Origin of the sequence: Lutibacter sp. Hel_I_33_5, from assembly GCF_007827455.1 — a bacterium.
Lineage (GTDB): Bacteria > Bacteroidota > Bacteroidia > Flavobacteriales > Flavobacteriaceae > Polaribacter.
In genome coordinates, this window is sequence record NZ_VISM01000001.1 from 455,451 (window position 1) to 473,954 (window position 18,504).

General features: G+C 29.4%; 16 protein-coding genes. 10 read left to right on the forward strand and 6 right to left on the reverse strand.

All coding sequences use genetic code 11. The features are described from left to right. Positions 1-9 precede the first annotated feature (9 nt). Complete coding sequence (locus OD91_RS02065; protein WP_144894744.1) at positions 10-495, forward strand: hypothetical protein; 486 nt, start codon at positions 10-12, stop codon at positions 493-495. On the opposite strand, the gene OD91_RS02070 is transcribed toward OD91_RS02065, so the two are convergent. Then, positions 492-1,511 carry a low specificity L-threonine aldolase gene (locus OD91_RS02070; protein WP_144894745.1) on the reverse strand — a complete coding sequence of 340 codons (1,020 nt, stop codon included), beginning with the start codon at positions 1,509-1,511 and terminating at the stop codon, positions 492-494. The genes OD91_RS02065 and OD91_RS02070 overlap by 4 nt on opposite strands. A 15-nt stretch (positions 1,512-1,526) precedes the next feature. Continuing rightward, positions 1,527-3,896, reverse strand: coding sequence for a zinc-dependent metalloprotease (locus OD91_RS02075; RefSeq protein ID WP_144896906.1), 2,370 nt, complete (start codon positions 3,894-3,896; stop codon positions 1,527-1,529). A gap of 96 nt (positions 3,897-3,992) precedes the next feature. Between OD91_RS02075 and prfB the strand changes: the two genes are divergently transcribed. From prfB to OD91_RS02095, 4 genes are all read left to right on the forward strand, one after another. Continuing rightward, on the forward strand, positions 3,993-5,084 hold the full coding sequence (gene prfB, locus OD91_RS02080) for a peptide chain release factor 2 (protein WP_144894746.1): 1,092 nt from the start codon (positions 3,993-3,995) through the stop codon (positions 5,082-5,084). After that, positions 5,068-6,759: a phosphoethanolamine transferase gene (locus tag OD91_RS02085; RefSeq protein WP_144894747.1), complete on the forward strand. Its 1,692-nt coding sequence runs from the start codon at positions 5,068-5,070 to the stop codon at positions 6,757-6,759. Before prfB ends, OD91_RS02085 begins: the two co-directional genes overlap by 17 nt. Further along, positions 6,756-7,097: an arsenate reductase (glutaredoxin) gene (gene arsC, locus OD91_RS02090; RefSeq protein ID WP_144894748.1), complete on the forward strand. Its 342-nt coding sequence runs from the start codon at positions 6,756-6,758 to the stop codon at positions 7,095-7,097. Before OD91_RS02085 ends, arsC begins: the two co-directional genes overlap by 4 nt. An 84-nt stretch (positions 7,098-7,181) precedes the next feature. Beyond that, positions 7,182-9,635 (forward strand): outer membrane beta-barrel family protein, encoded by a 2,454-nt coding sequence (locus OD91_RS02095; protein WP_144894749.1) that lies wholly within the window; start codon positions 7,182-7,184, stop codon positions 9,633-9,635. 61 nt (positions 9,636-9,696) lie between these two features. Here the strand turns inward: OD91_RS02095 and OD91_RS13415 are convergent, their stop codons facing one another. Next, a complete protein-coding gene (locus OD91_RS13415; RefSeq protein ID WP_186434377.1) occupies positions 9,697-9,870 on the reverse strand; it encodes a hypothetical protein in 174 nt (57 codons plus the stop codon). Between the two features lie 157 nt (positions 9,871-10,027). On the opposite strand from OD91_RS13415, the gene fumC reads away from it, so the two are divergent. Then, a complete protein-coding gene (gene fumC / locus OD91_RS02100) occupies positions 10,028-11,428 on the forward strand; it encodes a class II fumarate hydratase (RefSeq protein ID WP_144894750.1) in 1,401 nt (466 codons plus the stop codon). 89 nt (positions 11,429-11,517) lie between these two features. Beyond that, entirely contained in the window at positions 11,518-12,753 is a 1,236-nt protein-coding gene (hutI, locus tag OD91_RS02105; protein WP_144894751.1) for an imidazolonepropionase, read from the forward strand. Here the strand turns inward: hutI and OD91_RS02110 are convergent. Genes OD91_RS02110 through OD91_RS02120 form a run of 3 tightly spaced genes read right to left on the reverse strand, consistent with a single transcriptional unit; the run spans position 12,746 to position 16,606 of the window. Next, positions 12,746-13,324: a sugar transferase gene (locus tag OD91_RS02110; protein WP_144894752.1), complete on the reverse strand. Its 579-nt coding sequence runs from the start codon at positions 13,322-13,324 to the stop codon at positions 12,746-12,748. The two genes, hutI and OD91_RS02110, sit on opposite strands and share 8 nt — an antisense overlap. Next, positions 13,324-15,795: a polysaccharide biosynthesis tyrosine autokinase gene (locus tag OD91_RS02115; protein WP_144894753.1), complete on the reverse strand. Its 2,472-nt coding sequence runs from the start codon at positions 15,793-15,795 to the stop codon at positions 13,324-13,326. Before OD91_RS02115 ends, OD91_RS02110 begins: the two co-directional genes overlap by 1 nt. 4 nt (positions 15,796-15,799) lie before the next feature. Beyond that, positions 15,800-16,606, reverse strand: coding sequence for a polysaccharide biosynthesis/export family protein (locus OD91_RS02120; protein WP_144894754.1), 807 nt, complete (start codon positions 16,604-16,606; stop codon positions 15,800-15,802). A gap of 88 nt (positions 16,607-16,694) precedes the next feature. On the opposite strand from OD91_RS02120, the gene OD91_RS02125 reads away from it, so the two are divergent. The 3 genes from OD91_RS02125 (at position 16,695) to OD91_RS02135 (ending at position 18,457) form a co-directional block, all read left to right on the forward strand. Then, positions 16,695-17,474: an O-methyltransferase gene (locus tag OD91_RS02125; protein WP_144894755.1), complete on the forward strand. Its 780-nt coding sequence runs from the start codon at positions 16,695-16,697 to the stop codon at positions 17,472-17,474. A 96-nt stretch (positions 17,475-17,570) separates the two neighbouring features. Beyond that, entirely contained in the window at positions 17,571-18,146 is a 576-nt protein-coding gene (locus OD91_RS02130; RefSeq protein ID WP_144894756.1) for a cob(I)yrinic acid a,c-diamide adenosyltransferase, read from the forward strand. An 89-nt stretch (positions 18,147-18,235) separates the two neighbouring features. After that, positions 18,236-18,457, forward strand: coding sequence for a DUF2795 domain-containing protein (locus tag OD91_RS02135; protein WP_036785931.1), 222 nt, complete (start codon positions 18,236-18,238; stop codon positions 18,455-18,457). Positions 18,458-18,504: the final 47 nt, after the last annotated feature.

Sequence of the window (18,504 nt, forward strand, 5' to 3'; positions counted from 1 at the left end):
TTATTTTTTATGAAAAAAGTAATTTTATTACTGTTTTTAAGTATTTCATTATTCGGATTTTCGCAACAAAAATCTACTTTTTGGGATAATGTACGTTTTGGTGGTGGATTTGGATTAAGCTTTGGAAGCAATACAACAATTTTATTATCACCAAGCGCAGTCTATGATTTTGAGAATGGTTTTGCCTTAGGTGCTGGTTTAAATTATACCTATAGTGAATTAGGAACTGTTTCAACAAACATTTACGGAATTAGTTTAATTTCTTTATATCAAATTCCTGTTGTAAACATTCAACTTTCAGGGGAATATGAGCAACTTTGGGCAACTCAGACAAACATAAATACAAAAACCAATTTAAATTTCCCTGCATTATATATTGGTGCAGCTTATAATAAAGGACGTTTCGCTTTTGGGTTTAGATATGATGTTTTATATGATGAAAATCAATCTATATACGCGTCACCAATTACGCCCATAGTTCGCTTCTATTTCTAAAAATTTTGAAGTTCAGAAAGTAATTTCTCATGCATTGTATCTGTATAATCTAAATGCGTTACTATCCTGATTTTACCTTCACCCATTGGAGTTAACAAAATATCTTTTTCATTCATTTTATTGATGAAATTAGTATCACCAATAGATTCATCAACATAGAAAATAACGATGTTAGTTTCTATTGCTTCTATTTTTGTAACATACGAACAGTTTTCTAAAACATTCCCAATTTCTTTAGCTTTTAAATGATCTTCAGCTAAACGATCTATATGATTATCTAAAGCATAAATTCCTGCTGCAGCTAAATATCCAACTTGTCGCATGGCACCTCCAAACAGTTTTCTTACACGTAAGGCTTTAGCTATATCTTCTTTTGAGCCTAACAAAATAGAACCGATTGGGGCTCCTAATCCTTTTGACAAACAAATAGAAATGGTATCAAATAAAGTTCCATATTGTTTCGAGCTTTCTTTTTTAATGACTAATGCATTAAACAAACGAGCTCCGTCTAAATGATATGCTAAATTATTAGCAGAAGCTACTTGTTTTATTTTTTCTAATTCTGAAAAGTCCCAACAAGCTCCACCTCCTTTATTCGTTGTGTTTTCAATACAAACCAAACGATTATATGGAACATGAATATCCGCTCTACCAGCTACTGCTTTTTCTAATTGATTAGCAGTAAACATTCCTCTATTTCCATCAATTAAATGAGATGTTACTCCTGAATTAAAAGCTGCTCCTCCCCCTTCATAATTATAGACATGTGCCCATTTATCGCAAAACATTTTATCTCCAGGATGTGTATGAATTTTTATTGCAGCCTGATTTGCCATGGTGCCAGATGGAAAAAACAACGCATCTTCCATTCCAAACATAGCTGCTGCTTTTTCTTGTAACTCATTGGTGGTAGGATCCATTTTAAAAACATCATCACCAACATTTGCTGTCATCATTGCATCCAACATTCCTTTTGTTGGTTTAGTTACGGTATCAGAAATTAAATCTATTATCATCTATACTACTCGTGTTTAATATTTATAATCGTTCCCAATTGGTGAACCATCTGGAATTTTTGGTGCTGTTACTTTGGAGTATTTAGATGGATTCTTTTTAAAATTAACAATCATTTCTGCATACTGACTACCAATTTCTTTTAACATCAGATTAGTAAATTTAGTATTTAAAATCGATCTTACTTGCGGATAAATATTCTTATTAGCAGCCAAAACAAACATCGCGTTTAAAACTTCCGTTTTTATGATTTCTTGCAACCCTTTATGATATGAATCTTTATAATTTTTCTCAAAAGATGCTTTTATCAACGTATCTAAAACTTCTGCTAATCCTAATTGAGAACTTTCTAAACTTTTATGTTGCACCAATCTATTCGCTCTTTCTGGATGCAATAAAAAACTTAATGAAAATTGACTGGCGGTTTGAACAGCTCCAAATGGATCGAAAGCTACTCCTGTTTTAGATTTAAAAGATTCTCTTGTTCTGCCAAAACCATAGGTTCTTGGTGGAAAAAGTGATAGTAAATGTTTGGGAATTGCTATTTCATTTACATCAATTGTTTTTAAAATAGATTGCAATGCTTTTCGTTCTTTTTTACCATCAACACGTTTAACAATAGGTTGATTTGATCCTTTTACTGCATACGAATAATCTAATCCTCCAATTAATTTAACCGCAGCTTCTGTTTGATAGCGATGAAAAAAGTATAATGGAACAAAAACATCTTCTAAAACTGAATATGCTTCTTTTGAACGAATATTATCTGTTGAAAATTTTTGAATCGCGTTTTTTCTAATTTCTAATACATTTTCTAATTCAACAGCAGGATTTTCTCCATTATCCCACAAATGAGCATAGGCATGAGCACTCCCTTTTGGTCTTGCATCTTGATCAGAAATATATCGTAAACCACTACTAAAAGCATCTTTTAAAATTTTCTGTAATTGCGGTTCTTCATCACCAACAAAATCTTGATAAGAATAGGCTACAACAACTTTATCCCAAGCACCAATTTTATCATCATACGCATCAGAAAAATCAATACTACCATTTTTTAAACTCAATTTCGGATGCGGATAATCCATCACAGAAGACCTATTATTAGTACTTGCTGCAAAATTATGAGCAAAACCTAAAGTATGTCCAATCTCATGCGCAGACAATTGTCTAATTCTAGCTATTGCCATATCTAAGGCAAATCTATCATTAGAATCGTTAAACTTATAAGGAGCTTGCAGGGCTTGTGCAATTAAAAAATCTTGACGAATACGTAACGAGCCTAAACTAACATGTCCTTTAATAATTTCTCCTGTTCTGGGATCAGAAATACTACCACCATAACTCCAACCACGTGTAGAACGATGCACCCATTGAATCATGTTATATCGAACGTCAAGAGGATCTGCTCCTTCGGGTAACATTTTAACTTGAAAAGCATTTTTATAACCAATTGCATCAAATGCTTGATTCCACCAACGTCCGCCTTCCAATAAAGCTGAACGAACAGGTTCTGGCGTACCTCTATCTAAATAATAAATAATAGGTTCTTTTGCTTCACTAATTTTTGCGGATGGATTTTTCTTTTCCAATCTATGTCGATAAATAAAACGTTTTGCTATCGGTTTATCAACTGGTGTTGCATAATCTAAATAGCTCATTTGCCAAGAACCACAACGTGGATCGTATCTTCTTGTTTTGTAATTTGCATCTGGCAATTCAACAAAAGAATGATGTTGGTGAACCGTAACTAAACTTGCATTTGGAGTGACACTTCTAATATTATATCCTTTTGGCTTTCCTGAAAAAGTAAGCATTACATCAAATTCTACATTCTTAGGAAATGATTTTGTTCTTTCTAAATAAAAGGCAGATTTACTTTTATCTAACTTATAACTTCCTTGCTTATTTCTTGCTAATCTATTGGATACTCCATGTGCATCTCGCATTAAAAAATCAGTTGCATCAACTAAATAGTTACTATTTTTTGTTTCTTTTATTTTAAAACCATGCAATACAGATTTAGCAAATGCTTCCTTAACAGATTGTTTCTCTTCTTTATTATTTGTGATGGCTCTAAAATCTTGATTAGGCTGAATTAATAATAATTTATTACCTACTTTGATAAACTTTACAACTACTCCACCACCTAATTGCCCACGATCTAAACCGATATCATTAGAACCAATTCCTTGTGATAATGCGGTAACATATAAAAATTCTTTATTAATTTTATTTATGGATAAATAAATTTTGTCTTCGTTTTCATCATAATAAGAAGGAACAAATCCATTGTATTTTTTTATCCCTTTTTTTCCTTCAAAAAATTGTGAAAATCCGGTTAAAGAAAATGCAAGAAGTAAAATAAGTGTGGTTAGTTTTTTCATCATTTAAAATATTTCTATAAAAATAGAAAAAATCATTTTAGTAATTTATAAAACAAATTAGTATGTGTAAATAATTAGGTTATTTTTGTGTTGATTATGATGACACAAGACCAATTGAAAAATATTTCTGAACGTGTAGAGAAGCTAAAAACGTATTTAGAAATTGATCAAAAATTAATACAAATAAGCAACGAAGAGGAAAAAACTGCGAATCCAGATTTTTGGAATAATCCAAAAGAGGCTGAGGTTTTAATGAAAGAACTTCGGTTTAAGAAAAAATGGGTAGAAGATTATAACTCAGTTAAATCTATGAGTGAAGATTTAGCTGTTTTGTATGATTTTTACAAAGAAGATGCAGTTGATGAAAACGAGATTACTGAACAATTTGAAAAAACGAGTACTTTTTTAGAAGATATTGAATTTAAAAATATGCTTTCTGAAGAAGGAGATTCTTTTTCTGCAACGATACAAATTACTGCTGGCGCTGGCGGAACAGAAAGTTGTGATTGGGTAGAGATGCTTTCAAGAATGTATACGATGTGGGCAGAAAAGCAAGGTTTTAAATTAAAAACGCTTAATTATCAAGCTGGTGATGTTGTAGGAATTAAAACGATTACTCTAGAAATTGATGGTGATTATGCTTTTGGTTGGCTAAAAGGTGAAAATGGCGTTCATAGATTGGTTCGTATTTCTCCTTTTGATTCAAATGCAAAACGTCATACAACATTTGGTTCTGTATATGTTTTTCCAGTTGCTGATGATTCTATAGAAATTGACATAAATCCTGCAGATATCGAAATTGTTACAGCAAGATCAAGTGGTGCTGGCGGACAAAATGTAAATAAGGTAGAAACTAAAGTTCAACTAACTCACAAACCTACAGGAATTCAAATTTCTTGTTCTAATTCACGTTCTCAACATGATAATAGAGCAACTGCAATGAAAATGCTTAAATCCCAATTATACGAAATCGAATTACAAAAAAGGTTAGCTGCTCGTGCAGATATTGAAGCTAATAAAATGAAAAATGAATGGGGAAGTCAGATTAGAAATTATGTGATGCATCCTTATAAATTAGTGAAAGATGTAAGAACTGCTCATGAAACTGGTAATGTAGATGCAGTTATGGATGGAAATATTAATCCTTTTTTAAAGGCTTATTTAATGTTGAATGGACAGAAGAAGTAACACAAAACAATATTTCTACTTAATCATAATTCTTTTGATAGCAATGTTACCAAATTTGCTATTAATATTTATTGGCGAAGATTCTATTGTAGCTTCTTTTTTAAAGAAATCAGTGTTTTTAGTTTTATGCCTTTCTTTGTTAATAATACCATTATCTTTCTTGAAACCGAAATACTATAGTTGGATTATTTTATTAATTTTTCCTTTAATATTATTTGAAATCTCTACAATTGGTCATTTTAAAGCACCATCTTCAGAAGAAATTATCGCCTCAATATTTTTAACGAATTACTATGAAGTTTCAGAGTTAATTAGAGGCAATTTTTTAAGCAGTCTTATTGCTCTTATATTATTTTTAATTACAGTTTTTATTAGTATAAAAATTAAACAAAGTTTCAAATTATCTAAAAATATTAAAAAGTTAATTTTAATATCTTGCCTTAGTTTTTTTACAGTCTTATATATTAGAAATTATATAGTTTCATTAACTTTTAAAGATAATTTTAAGGAAAGACTTGGCGCAACAAATTATGCTATTGATGTTCAATTAAATAAAACATTTCCTGTTGATGTTTTTTTAAAACTTGGAAAAGCCTATAAAGGGATTAAGCGAAAAAAAAGGTATAAAGAAAATATTAAAGATTATAAATTTGGTGCAATAAAAAATGACACCATAAAGAAACAAGAAATATATGTTCTAGTTATTGGTGAAACTTCTAGAAAACATAATTTTAGTTTATACGGATACCATAAAAAAACTACTCCTAATCTTGATGAAATTTCAAATATTATTGCATTTCGTAATGTTAAATCAGCTGCTAATGTAACCTCTTTAAGTATTCCATTTATGGTTACAAGGGCTACCCCAAGTAATTTGAATCCAAAATTTAATGAACCAGCAATTTTAAATGGTTTTAAAGAAGCAGGATTTAAGACTTATTGGTTAAGTAATCAAGCAATTGGAGTTGGAAGTGTTTTTGGCTTTTATTCTAGTCTAGCTGATGTTTATAAAAATACTTCTGCATCTTTAGATGTAGCAAATTATGATGAAAAGTTATTTCCAGAACTAAAAAATGTATTAGAAGATTCAACTAGTTCTAAAAAATTTATTGTAATTCACCTTTTAGGTAGTCATTTTAGATATAACTACAGATATCCAAAACAATTTAATTTCTTTAATCCTTCAATGTCGAAGGGATTATCTATACAAAACAGTAGTAGTATTTCTAAAAAAAATGAACTCATAAATAGCTATGATAATTCAATTTTGTATACAGATTATGTTATTAATAATTTCATAAATCAATTAAAACAACAAAATGCAGTTTCTTACTTATATTACATTTCTGATCATGGAGAAAATTTATATGATGATGACAGAAATAAACTTTTACACGGTTTTAACAAGCCAACAAAATATGAAATTGATATACCATTAGTTATTTGGTTATCAAAAAAATACAAAAATCAATATAAAGAAAAAGCGTTTCAATTATTATTTAATAAAAATAGTCAAATATCAACAGTTAATACGTTTCACACTTTGCTAAATATGTCTAATATAAAATATAGGACTGAAGATTTAAAACAAAGTTTTGCTAACAAAATGTTTGATTCTATTCAATCAAGATATTTTTATACTGCTGATAAAAACATAATAAAATTAGATAAATGATAAAAATATACCACAATCCACGTTGTTCAAAGTCTAGACAAGGTTTAGCTGTTATAGAAGAATCTGGTAAAGAATTTGAAATTGTAAAATATTTAGAAAATAATCTAACGGAAAAAGAATTAGCTAAAATTCTACAATTGCTAAACATTTCTCCTATTCAACTTGTTAGGAAAAATGAAAAAATCTGGAAAGAAAATTATAAAGGAAAAGAATTAAGTGATTCACAAATCATTAATTCAATGATTGAAAATCCAAAATTAATTGAACGTCCTATAGTTATTAATAAAGACAAAGCTGCAATCGGAAGACCATTAGAAAACATTATTGCTATTTTATAATTTTTCTTTAACAAAACATTAACTTAATGCTATTAAACTTAATAGGAAGTTTGTTGTCTTAACTCGAAGAATAATTCAATTTAAATGAGAAAAATAATATCCCTCCTACTTTTGTTATGCACTTTAGTTGCATTCGGACAAAGACCACAAAAACCAATGGTTACTATTACTGGGAAAGTAATAGATAAACTAAGCAATCAGCCTTTAGAATACGCAACTGTAGTTTTAAAAAATAGTAGAACAAAAAAAGTTAGTGGTGGAATTACTAATGAAAAAGGAGTATTTTCCATAAAAACATCGAAAGGTATTTACGATATAAGTTTTGAATTCATTTCATTCAAGACCAAAAAATTACCTAAAACAAAAATTTTAAGTGATAAAAATTTCGGTACTATTATTTTAGCTGAAGATTCAGAAAGTCTTGATGAAATAAGTATTATTGCAGAAAAGTCTACTGTAGAAATTCGCTTAGACAAAAAGATTTATAATGTTGGTAAGGACATGACAGTTAAAGGTGGAACTGCTTCTGATGTACTAGATAATGTTCCTTCAGTAAATGTAGATGTTGATGGCGCTGTAAGTCTTCGTGGAAATGAAAACGTTAGAATTCTTATCGACGGAAAACCTTCTGCTTTAGCTGGTTTAGGAGGAACTGATGCACTACGAAATTTACCCGCAGATGCTATAGAAAAAGTAGAAGTTATTACCTCACCATCCGCTAGATACGATGCAGAAGGAACGGCAGGAATATTAAATATCATTCTTAGAAAAGGAAAAATAACAGGGTTTAATGGTTCTGTAAATGTTTCAGTAGGAAATCCCGATATGTTTAGAATTGCTCCAAATTTGAATTTCAGAACTAAAAAAATAAATCTATTTTCTAACATTGGCTATTCGTACAGAAATGGTCCTGGAAATGCAGATATAGATATCACTAATTTTAATAATGGTGTTATTACTGATTTTAGAACTGAAGACAGAATTTACCAGCGAAAGAGAAATGGTTTTAATGGTTCTTTAGGACTAGAATATTATCTTACTAAAAACAGTTCAATTACTGGGCAATTTGTTTACAGAAACTCAGATGGAGATGATTTAGCAACAAATTTTATTCAGAATTTAGATCCTAATAAAACGATACTTGAAACTTTTAATAGGGTTGAAAATGAGTTGGAAGATGATATTACAAAACAATATTCTATAAACTACACCAACAATTTTAAACAGAAAGGAAAAAAGTTGACAATTGATTTGCAATATAGTGACAGTAACGAAAGTGAGCTTGCTACAATTACAAGTAATGCTGTATTAGCAGAAAACAATTCGCAAATTACAACAGAAAAAAGAACATTGTTTCAGATAGATTATGTGCTACCTATTGGAGAAGATAGTCAGTTTGAAATTGGACAACGTACTAATTTAGAAGATGTTTCATCTGATTTTAGAGTAAGAGATAGCAATGGAAATCCATTTGTTTTTGATCCTTCAAATAACATTAATTTTAAACAGAATATCTATGCGTTTTATGCGCAATATGGTAGTAAAATTAATAAGTTCTCATATTTATTAGGATTACGTTCGGAAACAACAAATTTCGATTTACTACTAATTAACACTAACGAACTTTCTAAAAAGAATTACACAGAATTTTTTCCTACTGTAAACTTTGGATATGAAATTAATGATTCAGATAATTTAACATTCGGTATTAGCAGACGATTAAGAAGACCAAGATCTTGGTTTTTAAATCCTTTCGAAACACGTAATTCTGATACGTATATATTTAAAGGAAATCCAGATTTAAATCCAACTTTCACAAGTTCTTTTGATTTAGGATATACTACAAAAATCAATAAACTAACGTTAAATTCATCAATCTATTATCAACGGTCTAAAAATAACTTTCAGTTTGTAACTAGGGAAGAAATTAGGGATATTGGAGGTGTAAATACTCCTGTACAGCTTAGACAACCCATAAATTTATCTTCCGAAGATAGATATGGTTTTGAATTTACGTCAAATTATAACCCTTCCAGAAAAGTAAGATTAACTGGTAGTTTTAATTTTTTCAACTTTAAAACTGACGGAGATTTCACTTATACTAATTCTATTGGACAAGTTAAAACTCAAAATTTTGACGCTAAAAACAGTAGTTGGTTTACACGATTTAATGCAAGAATAACGCTGCCTGCTAAAATACAATGGCAAACAAGTTTTATGTTTCGTGGATCGCAAGAAACAGCACAGAGCAATCGAAAAGGTGTGCCTTCTATTAGTTTAGCTTTAAGCAAAGATCTATTTAAAGAAAAAGCTTCTTTAGTTTTAAATGTAAGTGATTTATTAAATTCTAGAAAAAGAATTTCTGAGACTTTTATTCCAGATAGAGATAATCCAAATAGTATTACAAACCAAGAATTTCAATGGAGACAGCGTCAAATAACGTTAAGTTTTACTTATAGATTTAATCAAAAGAAAAAAAGAGAACGCTCGAGAGGAAGAAATTATGATGATGGAGGTGGCGGAGAATTTGGAGGCTAAAAATAATATCAACAAAAAAAGGATCGCAATTGCGATCCTTTTTTATTTTATGTTGTAAAAACTACTTTCCTTGAGCAGCTTTTTTAGCTTCTTTTTTTAATTTCCAATTTTCCCAAATAGTTCCACCAATCCAATATGGAACTACAAATGTTAATAAGAATATTAACAACCAAAATCCTGTTGTAAAAATAAACATGAATAATACTAATCCTGAAAATTCTGAAAAATCTAACATTTGTTTCTCTTTGTAAAAATTATAACGCAAAAATAATACATATTTTCAATTCTAACTATCAAAACAAAAATTATTTCAACAACAATAAAGTTGATTTTGTTAATAACCGATTGTGCTAGATTTTGTAAATTTGAAACTTCTAAATTCATTCAATAAAATGACTAAATACAGAATAGAAAAAGACACCATGGGACAAGTTAATGTTCCTGCTGATAAATATTGGGGAGCTCAAACAGAACGTTCTCGTAATAATTTTAAAATTGGACCTTCTGGTTCTATGCCATTAGAAGTGGTCTACGGCTTTGCATGCCTTAAGAAAGCTGCTGCATTTACAAATTGTGAATTAGGTGTTTTATCTTCAGAAAAAAGAGATTTAATTGCTCAAGTTTGTGATGAAATTTTAGAAGGAAAATTAGATGATCAGTTTCCGTTAGTTATTTGGCAAACAGGTTCTGGTACGCAATCTAACATGAATGTAAATGAAGTAATTGCCAATAGAGCTCATGAAATTGCTGGAAAAGTAATTGGAGAAGGCGATAAAACCATTCAACCCAATGATGATGTAAACAAATCACAATCATCAAATGATACCTTTCCAACAGGAATGCATATTGCTGCTTATAAAAAAATTGTAGAAAACACAATTCCTGGAATTGAGCAATTAAGAAATACTTTAAAAGCAAAATCAGAAGCATTTAAAGACGTTGTAAAAATTGGACGTACACATTTAATGGATGCTACTCCCCTAACCTTAGGGCAAGAATTTTCTGGATATGTAGCGCAATTAAACTTCGGATTAAAAGCATTAAAAAATACTTTAGAACATTTATCTCAATTAGCTTTGGGAGGGACTGCAGTTGGAACTGGATTAAATACACCTGCTGGATATGATGTTTTAGTAGCAAAATATATTGCAGAATTTACTGAATTACCTTTTGTTACTGCCGAAAATAAATTTGAAGCATTAGCAGCACATGATGCTTTGGTAGAAACTCACGGAGCATTAAAACAAATAGCTGTTTCTTTAAATAAAATTGCAAACGACATTCGATTAATGGCTTCTGGACCTCGTTCTGGTATTGGAGAATTAATTATTCCTGCCAATGAACCTGGATCGTCTATTATGCCTGGAAAAGTAAATCCTACGCAGGCAGAAGCAATTACAATGGTTTGTGCGCAAGTGATGGGAAATGATGTTGCAGTTACTGTTGGTGGAACTCAAGGACATTATGAATTAAATGTTTTTAAACCAATGATGGCGGCTAATGTGTTACAATCTGCACAATTAATTGGTGATGCTTGTGTTTCTTTTGATGAAAATTGTGCTGCTGGAATTGAGCCAAACCATACTAGAATAATTGAGTTAGTAAATAATTCGTTAATGTTAGTTACTGCTTTAAATACTAAAATTGGGTATTATAAAGCTGCTGAAATAGCTAATACTGCACACACAAACGGAACAACCTTAAAAGAAGAAGCTGTTCGTTTAGGATATGTAACTTCAGAACAATATGATGATTGGGTAAAACCAGAAGATATGACAGGAAGTTTAAAATAAACTTTTACAGAATAAAATTGAAAACCATTTTAAATTTATTTAAAGTGGTTTTTTTTTTGCTTAATTTTGATGTAACTCAAAACTAAATAATGACAACAATATTCATCAACATAAAAGAATTAATTCAGGTTAGAGATATTAGTATAAAAAAAGTTTCCGGTAAAGAAATGAGTGATTTACCAAGCATAAAGGATGCTTTTTTAGTAATTAAAAAAGATGTTATTATTGAATTTGGCACTATGAAAGATGTATCTTTTTCGGCAGATAAAACAATAGATTGTTCAGGTAAAATAATTTTACCGACTTGGTGCGATTCACACACACATATTGTCTATGCTGGTAATAGAGAGCAGGAGTTTGTTGATAGAATTAAAGGTTTAACTTATGAGGAAATTGCAAATAATGGTGGCGGAATTCTAAATTCTGCTAAAAAATTACAAGAAATTTCTGAAGATGAATTATATACACAATCTGCAAAACGACTAGAAGAAGTTATGACTATGGGTACTGGCGCAGTAGAAATTAAATCAGGTTATGGATTAACTGTTGAGGCTGAATTAAAGATGTTGAGAGTCATAAAAAAACTCAAAGAAAATTATTCCATTCCGATTAAAGCAACATTTTTGGGAGCGCATGCGTTTCCTCAAGAATACAAAAATAATAAAGAAGCCTATATCAATTTAATAATTGAAGAAATGCTTCCTAGAATTGTCAAAGAGAATTTAGCTGAGTTTATTGATGCTTTTTGTGAAACTGGTTATTTTTCTGTTGATGATACTGATAAAATTTTGACTGCAGGAAAAAAATATGGATTAATACCTAAAGTACACGTAAATCAATTTACAAGTATTGGAGGTGTACAAATTAGTGTAAAACACAAGGCGTTATCTATAGATCATTTAGAAATTATGACTGATAAAGATATTGATAGTTTAAAAAACACTGAAACAATGCCTGTAGCATTGCCATCATGTTCTTACTTTTTAGGTATTCCTTATACTCCTGCTAGAAAAATTATTGGTGCTAATTTACCTTTAGCTTTAGCTACTGATTTTAATCCAGGCTCTACTCCTTCTGGGAATATGAATTTTGTAGTAGCAACAGCATGTATAAAAATGAAAATGACTCCGGAAGAAGTAATTAATGCCGCAACTATAAACGGAGCTTACGCCATGAATTTATCGGATAAAGTCGGATCGATAACTAAAGGGAAAAAAGCTAATTTTATTATTACAAAAGAAATTCCTTCTTATGGTTTTATCCCCTATAGTTTTGGATCTAATTTAATAGATGAAGTATATATTTCTGGAGAAAAGGTTAATTGAAAATAATTTTTATCGTTTTTAAGATAATCTTAAAGTCGTTTTTTAAACTCCAATTTTGAACGTACTCTTTATTTAATTCCACTTTTTTAGGCCAAAGAACTTCATCATTATATTTTAATGGATTTTCTTGTTTACTCAATAAACTTTCTTCATCAGAAAAAAATAATGCAGCTGGAGATGTTAAACCAGGTTTTACAGATAAAATAATTCTATCTTCGCCTTGTAATTCATCAGCATAACCTTTAATATCAGGTCTCGGACCAACAATACTCATCTGTCCAAATAGTACATTAAATAATTGTGGAAATTCGTCTAACTTTGTTATTCTAAGGAATTTTCCAAAAGAAGAAATAGAATCTTCTTTTCCTAACTTCATCGTTTTAATCTTAAAAATGGTAAAAACAACACCTTTCTCTCCTACTCTTTTTTGAAAGAAAATTCCAAATTCATTATTAATAATCGTAGAAAGTAAAACTAATATTGAAATTGGTATAATTAAAAGGGTAATTCCAGATAAAGAAAAGATGATATCAATAAATCTTTTAATAACTTTTTGCTTTACAGAAAGCATTATTTCTTAGGCTTAAAAAATCCTAAAACTTTAGAAAACATTGATTTTTTGACTTCATTTTCATGATATCCATTACCATATTTCCCATAACCATATCCGTAGCCATAACCATATCCGTAGCCATAACCATATCCGTAACCATATTTACTTTTAATAGAGAAATCATTTAAAACATAACTAATATTAGAGACTTCTTTATTACTATATTTATCATCAATCATTTTCATCATTCCTTTTTCAGAATAGCCTTGACGGATTACATAAATGATTGCATCTGAATATTTAAATAATTCCAAAGCATCAGAAACCAAACCAATAGGCGGTGTATCTATAATTACGTAATCATAGTTTTCTTTTAAATGCTTCATCATATTATCTGCATTCTTATTTAAAAGCAATTCAGATGGGTTTGGTGGAATTGGCCCAGATAATATAATGTCTAAATTAGGAACTTTTGTTTTACTAGTAACCTCATCAATCGTTTTTTGATTAATTAAATAATTAACAACCCCAACATCATTGGTTAAATCGAAATCTGAATAAATTTTTGGTTTTCTTAAATCTAACCCTACTAAAATAACTTTTTTTCCACTCAAAGCAAATACAGTTGCCATATTAATAGAAATCATCGTTTTCCCTTCTCCGCTTACAGAAGAAGTCAATACCAACGTTTTAGAATCATTTTTAGCTTCATCATTACTTTTAAAAAGAAACTGAATATTAGACCTTAAGGCTCTAAAAGATTCAGCCACAGAAGATTTAGGTCGTTCGAAAACAGCTAAATTATTTTTTCCTGTATTTCTACCAATCACCCCTAAAACAGGAATTCTATAATTGTTTTCAATTTCTTCTACTGTATGTATTTTATTGTCTAATAACTCTCTTATTACAATATAAACTAGAGGCAGAATTACACCGAATATTAACGCTAGAATATAATTAAATTGAGTTTGAGGATAAATAGCTCCTTGTCCTAAATCTTTTGCGGTATCAATGACCTTTACATCAGATACATTTGCTTTTATCGCGGTTCCAGCCTCATATCCTTTCTGTTTTAAATAATTATAATTAAGTTCTGATAAAGCAAAATTTCTTTGAAACTTGATTAAACCTTGTTCTTTTCTTGGGAGTTGTTTTAGTTTAGAATTTGAATCAGAAAGCCTTCTATTTAATCTAGTTTCTTTTCCTTTAATATTACTCCTTAAATCATTAATATTTTCTAATAATACACTTCGAGAAATATTAATATCATTTTTTAGTTTTTTTATTGAAGGATGATTATCTGTTACAGATAACTTAGCTCTTTCTAAAAGTGCAGAATGCTGAATTAAATTATTTACTTCAGTTGGAATTTTAGGATCAATAACGTCTAAAATGGCAGGTGCAGGAATAACCTGATCATATTTACTATTATTCTTTAAATAGGTTTCTAAACTATTATAATATCCCATTGCTTCAGAAAGCCTTCTTTTTTCATCATCGTATTTAGTTACTTCTTCAAATATTTTACCACCTTCTGCCGATAAATCAAAAATGTTATTTTTTTGTCTATATGCTCCTAAATCTTTTTCATACCCATCCAGCTTCCTTGATTCTTCCCTAAATAAGGTATCTATATAATCTCTAGTACTTACAGCATATTCTATCTTTTGAGCTTTTTTATCTCTAATTAAAACTTGAACTGTTTCATTAAGGTAATCAACAATTCTATTTTTATTAGAACCCTGTTTCTGAAGCTTTAACATAGATGCTCCACTAGCAATATCAGTTACTCTTAAATACCTATTACTACCAACGGTTCCATCAAAACTTTTAAAACGAATTAAATACTCCTCACCAATTTCAAGTGATTTTTTAGTCTTTACTGTAAAATTTATATGTTCTGTATTAATAGACTCATTAATATAAAAATCTTGAGAAAAAGTTGGTGTCTCTGATTTTACATAAGCTACTGAATCTTTATCGTAAATTATAAGTGGATTTGATGATTCTGTATTAAAATCAAATGAAAGATTAAATTTATTAAAATCTATTGCTTTAATTTTAATTAACTTATTATATAATTGCGGTTTATCTGTCTGTAAATCAATTTTAAAGGGAGTTTTGCCATAAACATCTTCTTGCCTATACTTTCCTTCTTTAAGATAATCTATATAAAACTGTAAACTTCTTACAACTTTTTCATTATGTGTTCTTGAAGTTAAAATTATTTTAGAAGTTTCTACCAAATCACTTGCACCACCCCAATTAAAAGCAATATTAGTTCCTGTAGAAAATAAAGGATTGTTTTCTTCCTTTACTGAAATTGTAGTATCTAAACTAAATATTCTTTGCTGATATCCATTTACAAATTTGGCAATCATAAAAGCAATAAATAACGCTATTGCGAAAAGCTTCCAATAAGCAATAACCTTATATACATAAGACTTTAAATCTATACTTACATTATTGTTATTATTGTTAGTACTCATATAATTATAAATTTCTAACTAATAAAATTGTTGAAGTTACTAATGAAAACACTGACAATAAAGTGGTTAAACTTTGTAAACCAGTTGTTCCAGTTCCTAAAGACTTTTGTTTTATAGGCGTGACATTTATTATATCATTAGGTTTAATATAAAACAAATCTGAATCTAAAGCATCTACTTTTGTTAAGTCAATCGTAAAAACTTTATTTCCTTCTATAGATTTTCTATAAATCTTAACTTCTTTTCGGTTCCCTACTAAAGTAATATCACCAGAAAAAGCAATGGCATCAAAAATAGTTACATGATTTTGGTAAATAACTTTTGGACCAGGATTCTCAATCTCTCCAATTACATTGAATTTAATTCCAGCCAGTTTTACTGTCACAAAAACATCGTTTTTATCTTTAAACATTTTCCACAGCTCTTTTTCTAGTTTCTTTCTAACTTCTACTGTGGTATAACCTAAAACATTCATCTCTCCCAAATACGGCAATCTAATATTACCTTTATTATCTACTGAATACCCTCTTAAATAACCTTCTCCACTATTAAATGATTGATTACCTCCATTTCCTCCAGAATTATTCTGAGTATTACTGTTCTTTGAAAACATTTTCACTAAATCTTCATCAACAGCATTTATCTCTATAAATATAGCATCTTCAACCTGCAATCTATATGGGGTATTATTTAATTTACGAATTTCTCTTTCATTTTGTGGAGTTCCTTGTAAATATGTCAAATCTTTATTGGGTACACAACCAACAAAAACAGACAAAAGAAGCACAAGCAATACTATTTTTTTCATCATTAAGAAAAAGGATTAATTACACAAATATACTTTTTATGACTGTATTAGTATAATTTTTATTTTAATTTCGTTTTTATTATCAAAATTGATGTTTTACCAACACATTCAGTATTTAAAATTTTTAACAAAATCTACCAATCAACATGGGGTACACTCTCCATTTGTTTATAATTTAGTAACTCTATCTTTATATAAAAAAACGGATGCAAAAACTTTAAATGAGCATACATTATTTAAAAAAGGACTTTTAAATAATAAAAACTTCATCAATGTAACAGATTTTGGTTCGGGTTCAAAAATATTTAAAAGTGAAAAAAGACAGGTTTCTAAAATTGCGAAAATTGCAGGAATTTCAAATAAAAAAACTCAATTATTAATTAAATTAATAACATATTTTAAACCTGAAAACGTTTTAGAAATTGGTACTTCTCTCGGAATTGGTACAACTGCAATTCATTTAGCTAATCCAAAAAACAATATTATAACTTTAGAAGGTTGCCCTGAAACAAGTAAGGTTGCTAAAAATCAATTTGAAAAATTCGAGTATAAAAACATTGATTTAATAACTGGCGATTTTTCTCAAACGCTACCAGAAGTTACAAAAGACAAAATGTTTGATTGTATTTACTTTGATGGAAATCATACTAAAAAAGCAACGCTACATTATTTCAATGAATGCATAAAAACAACTAATAATTACTCTTTCTTCATTTTTGATGATATTTATTGGAACTCAGAAATGCAGGAAGCATGGAAAGAAATAAAAAATCATCCAAAGGTAACTGTTACTGTGGATGTTTTTTATTTTGGAGTTGTTTTCTTCAGAAAAGAACAAGCCAAAGAACATTTTAAAGTTAGAGTTTTATAAAATAGGGAACTGTTTATTCGTTTAATTGTAAAAAGGCAAACTCTGCAACTTTGAAACTTTGTAACTTTGTAACTTTGCTACTTTACAACTCATAAAATGAAAATATATACTAAAACAGGAGATAAAGGAACCACTGCATTATTTGGAGGAACACGAGTAAAAAAACATCATTTACGTATAGAAAGTTACGGAACCGTTGATGAATTGAATTCTTATATTGGGTTAATAAAAGATCAGGATATAAGTTCTGAAATTAAAAATTCATTATTAAAAATTCAAAATGAACTTTTTACTTTAGGAGCCATGTTGGCAACTCCACCAGAAAAAGAAACCTTAAAAAACGGAAAAAAACGATTAAACATTCCTAAAGTTGAAGAAAATTCAATTCAATTTTTAGAAAATGAAATCGACAAAATGAATGAAGAACTTCCTCAAATGACTCATTTTATACTTCCTGGAGGACATCAAACGGTGTCATTCTGTCACATCGCTAGATGTGTTTGCAGACGTGCTGAACGTTTATCTGTCGCTCTAAATGATAGCGAAACTGTAAATGAAGATATATTAATCTATTTAAACCGACTTTCTGACTATCTTTTTGTGTTGGCACGAAAATTGTCTAAAGACTTATCAGTAGAGGAAATCAAATGGATTCCTAAGAAAAATAAGTAAGTTCTTTCTTTATTGATTTTATATTTCTTAAAAAAGACTTGCATAATTCAGCAAAAAAATTATTTTTGCACAAAATTAAACAGTAAGAAATGTATTGGACACTAGAATTAGCATCTTATTTAGCAGATGCACCCTGGCCAGCAACAAAAGATGAGTTAATAGATTACGCTATTAGAACAGGAGCTCCATTAGAAGTTGTAGAAAACCTACAAGATATCGAGGATGAAGGAGACTCATATGACTCAATCATAGAGATTTGGCCAGACTATCCGACCGAAGATGATTATCTTTGGAACGAAGATGAATATTAAAAACAATAATTAAAAAATATAAAAGTCTCAATTGAGGCTTTTTTTTT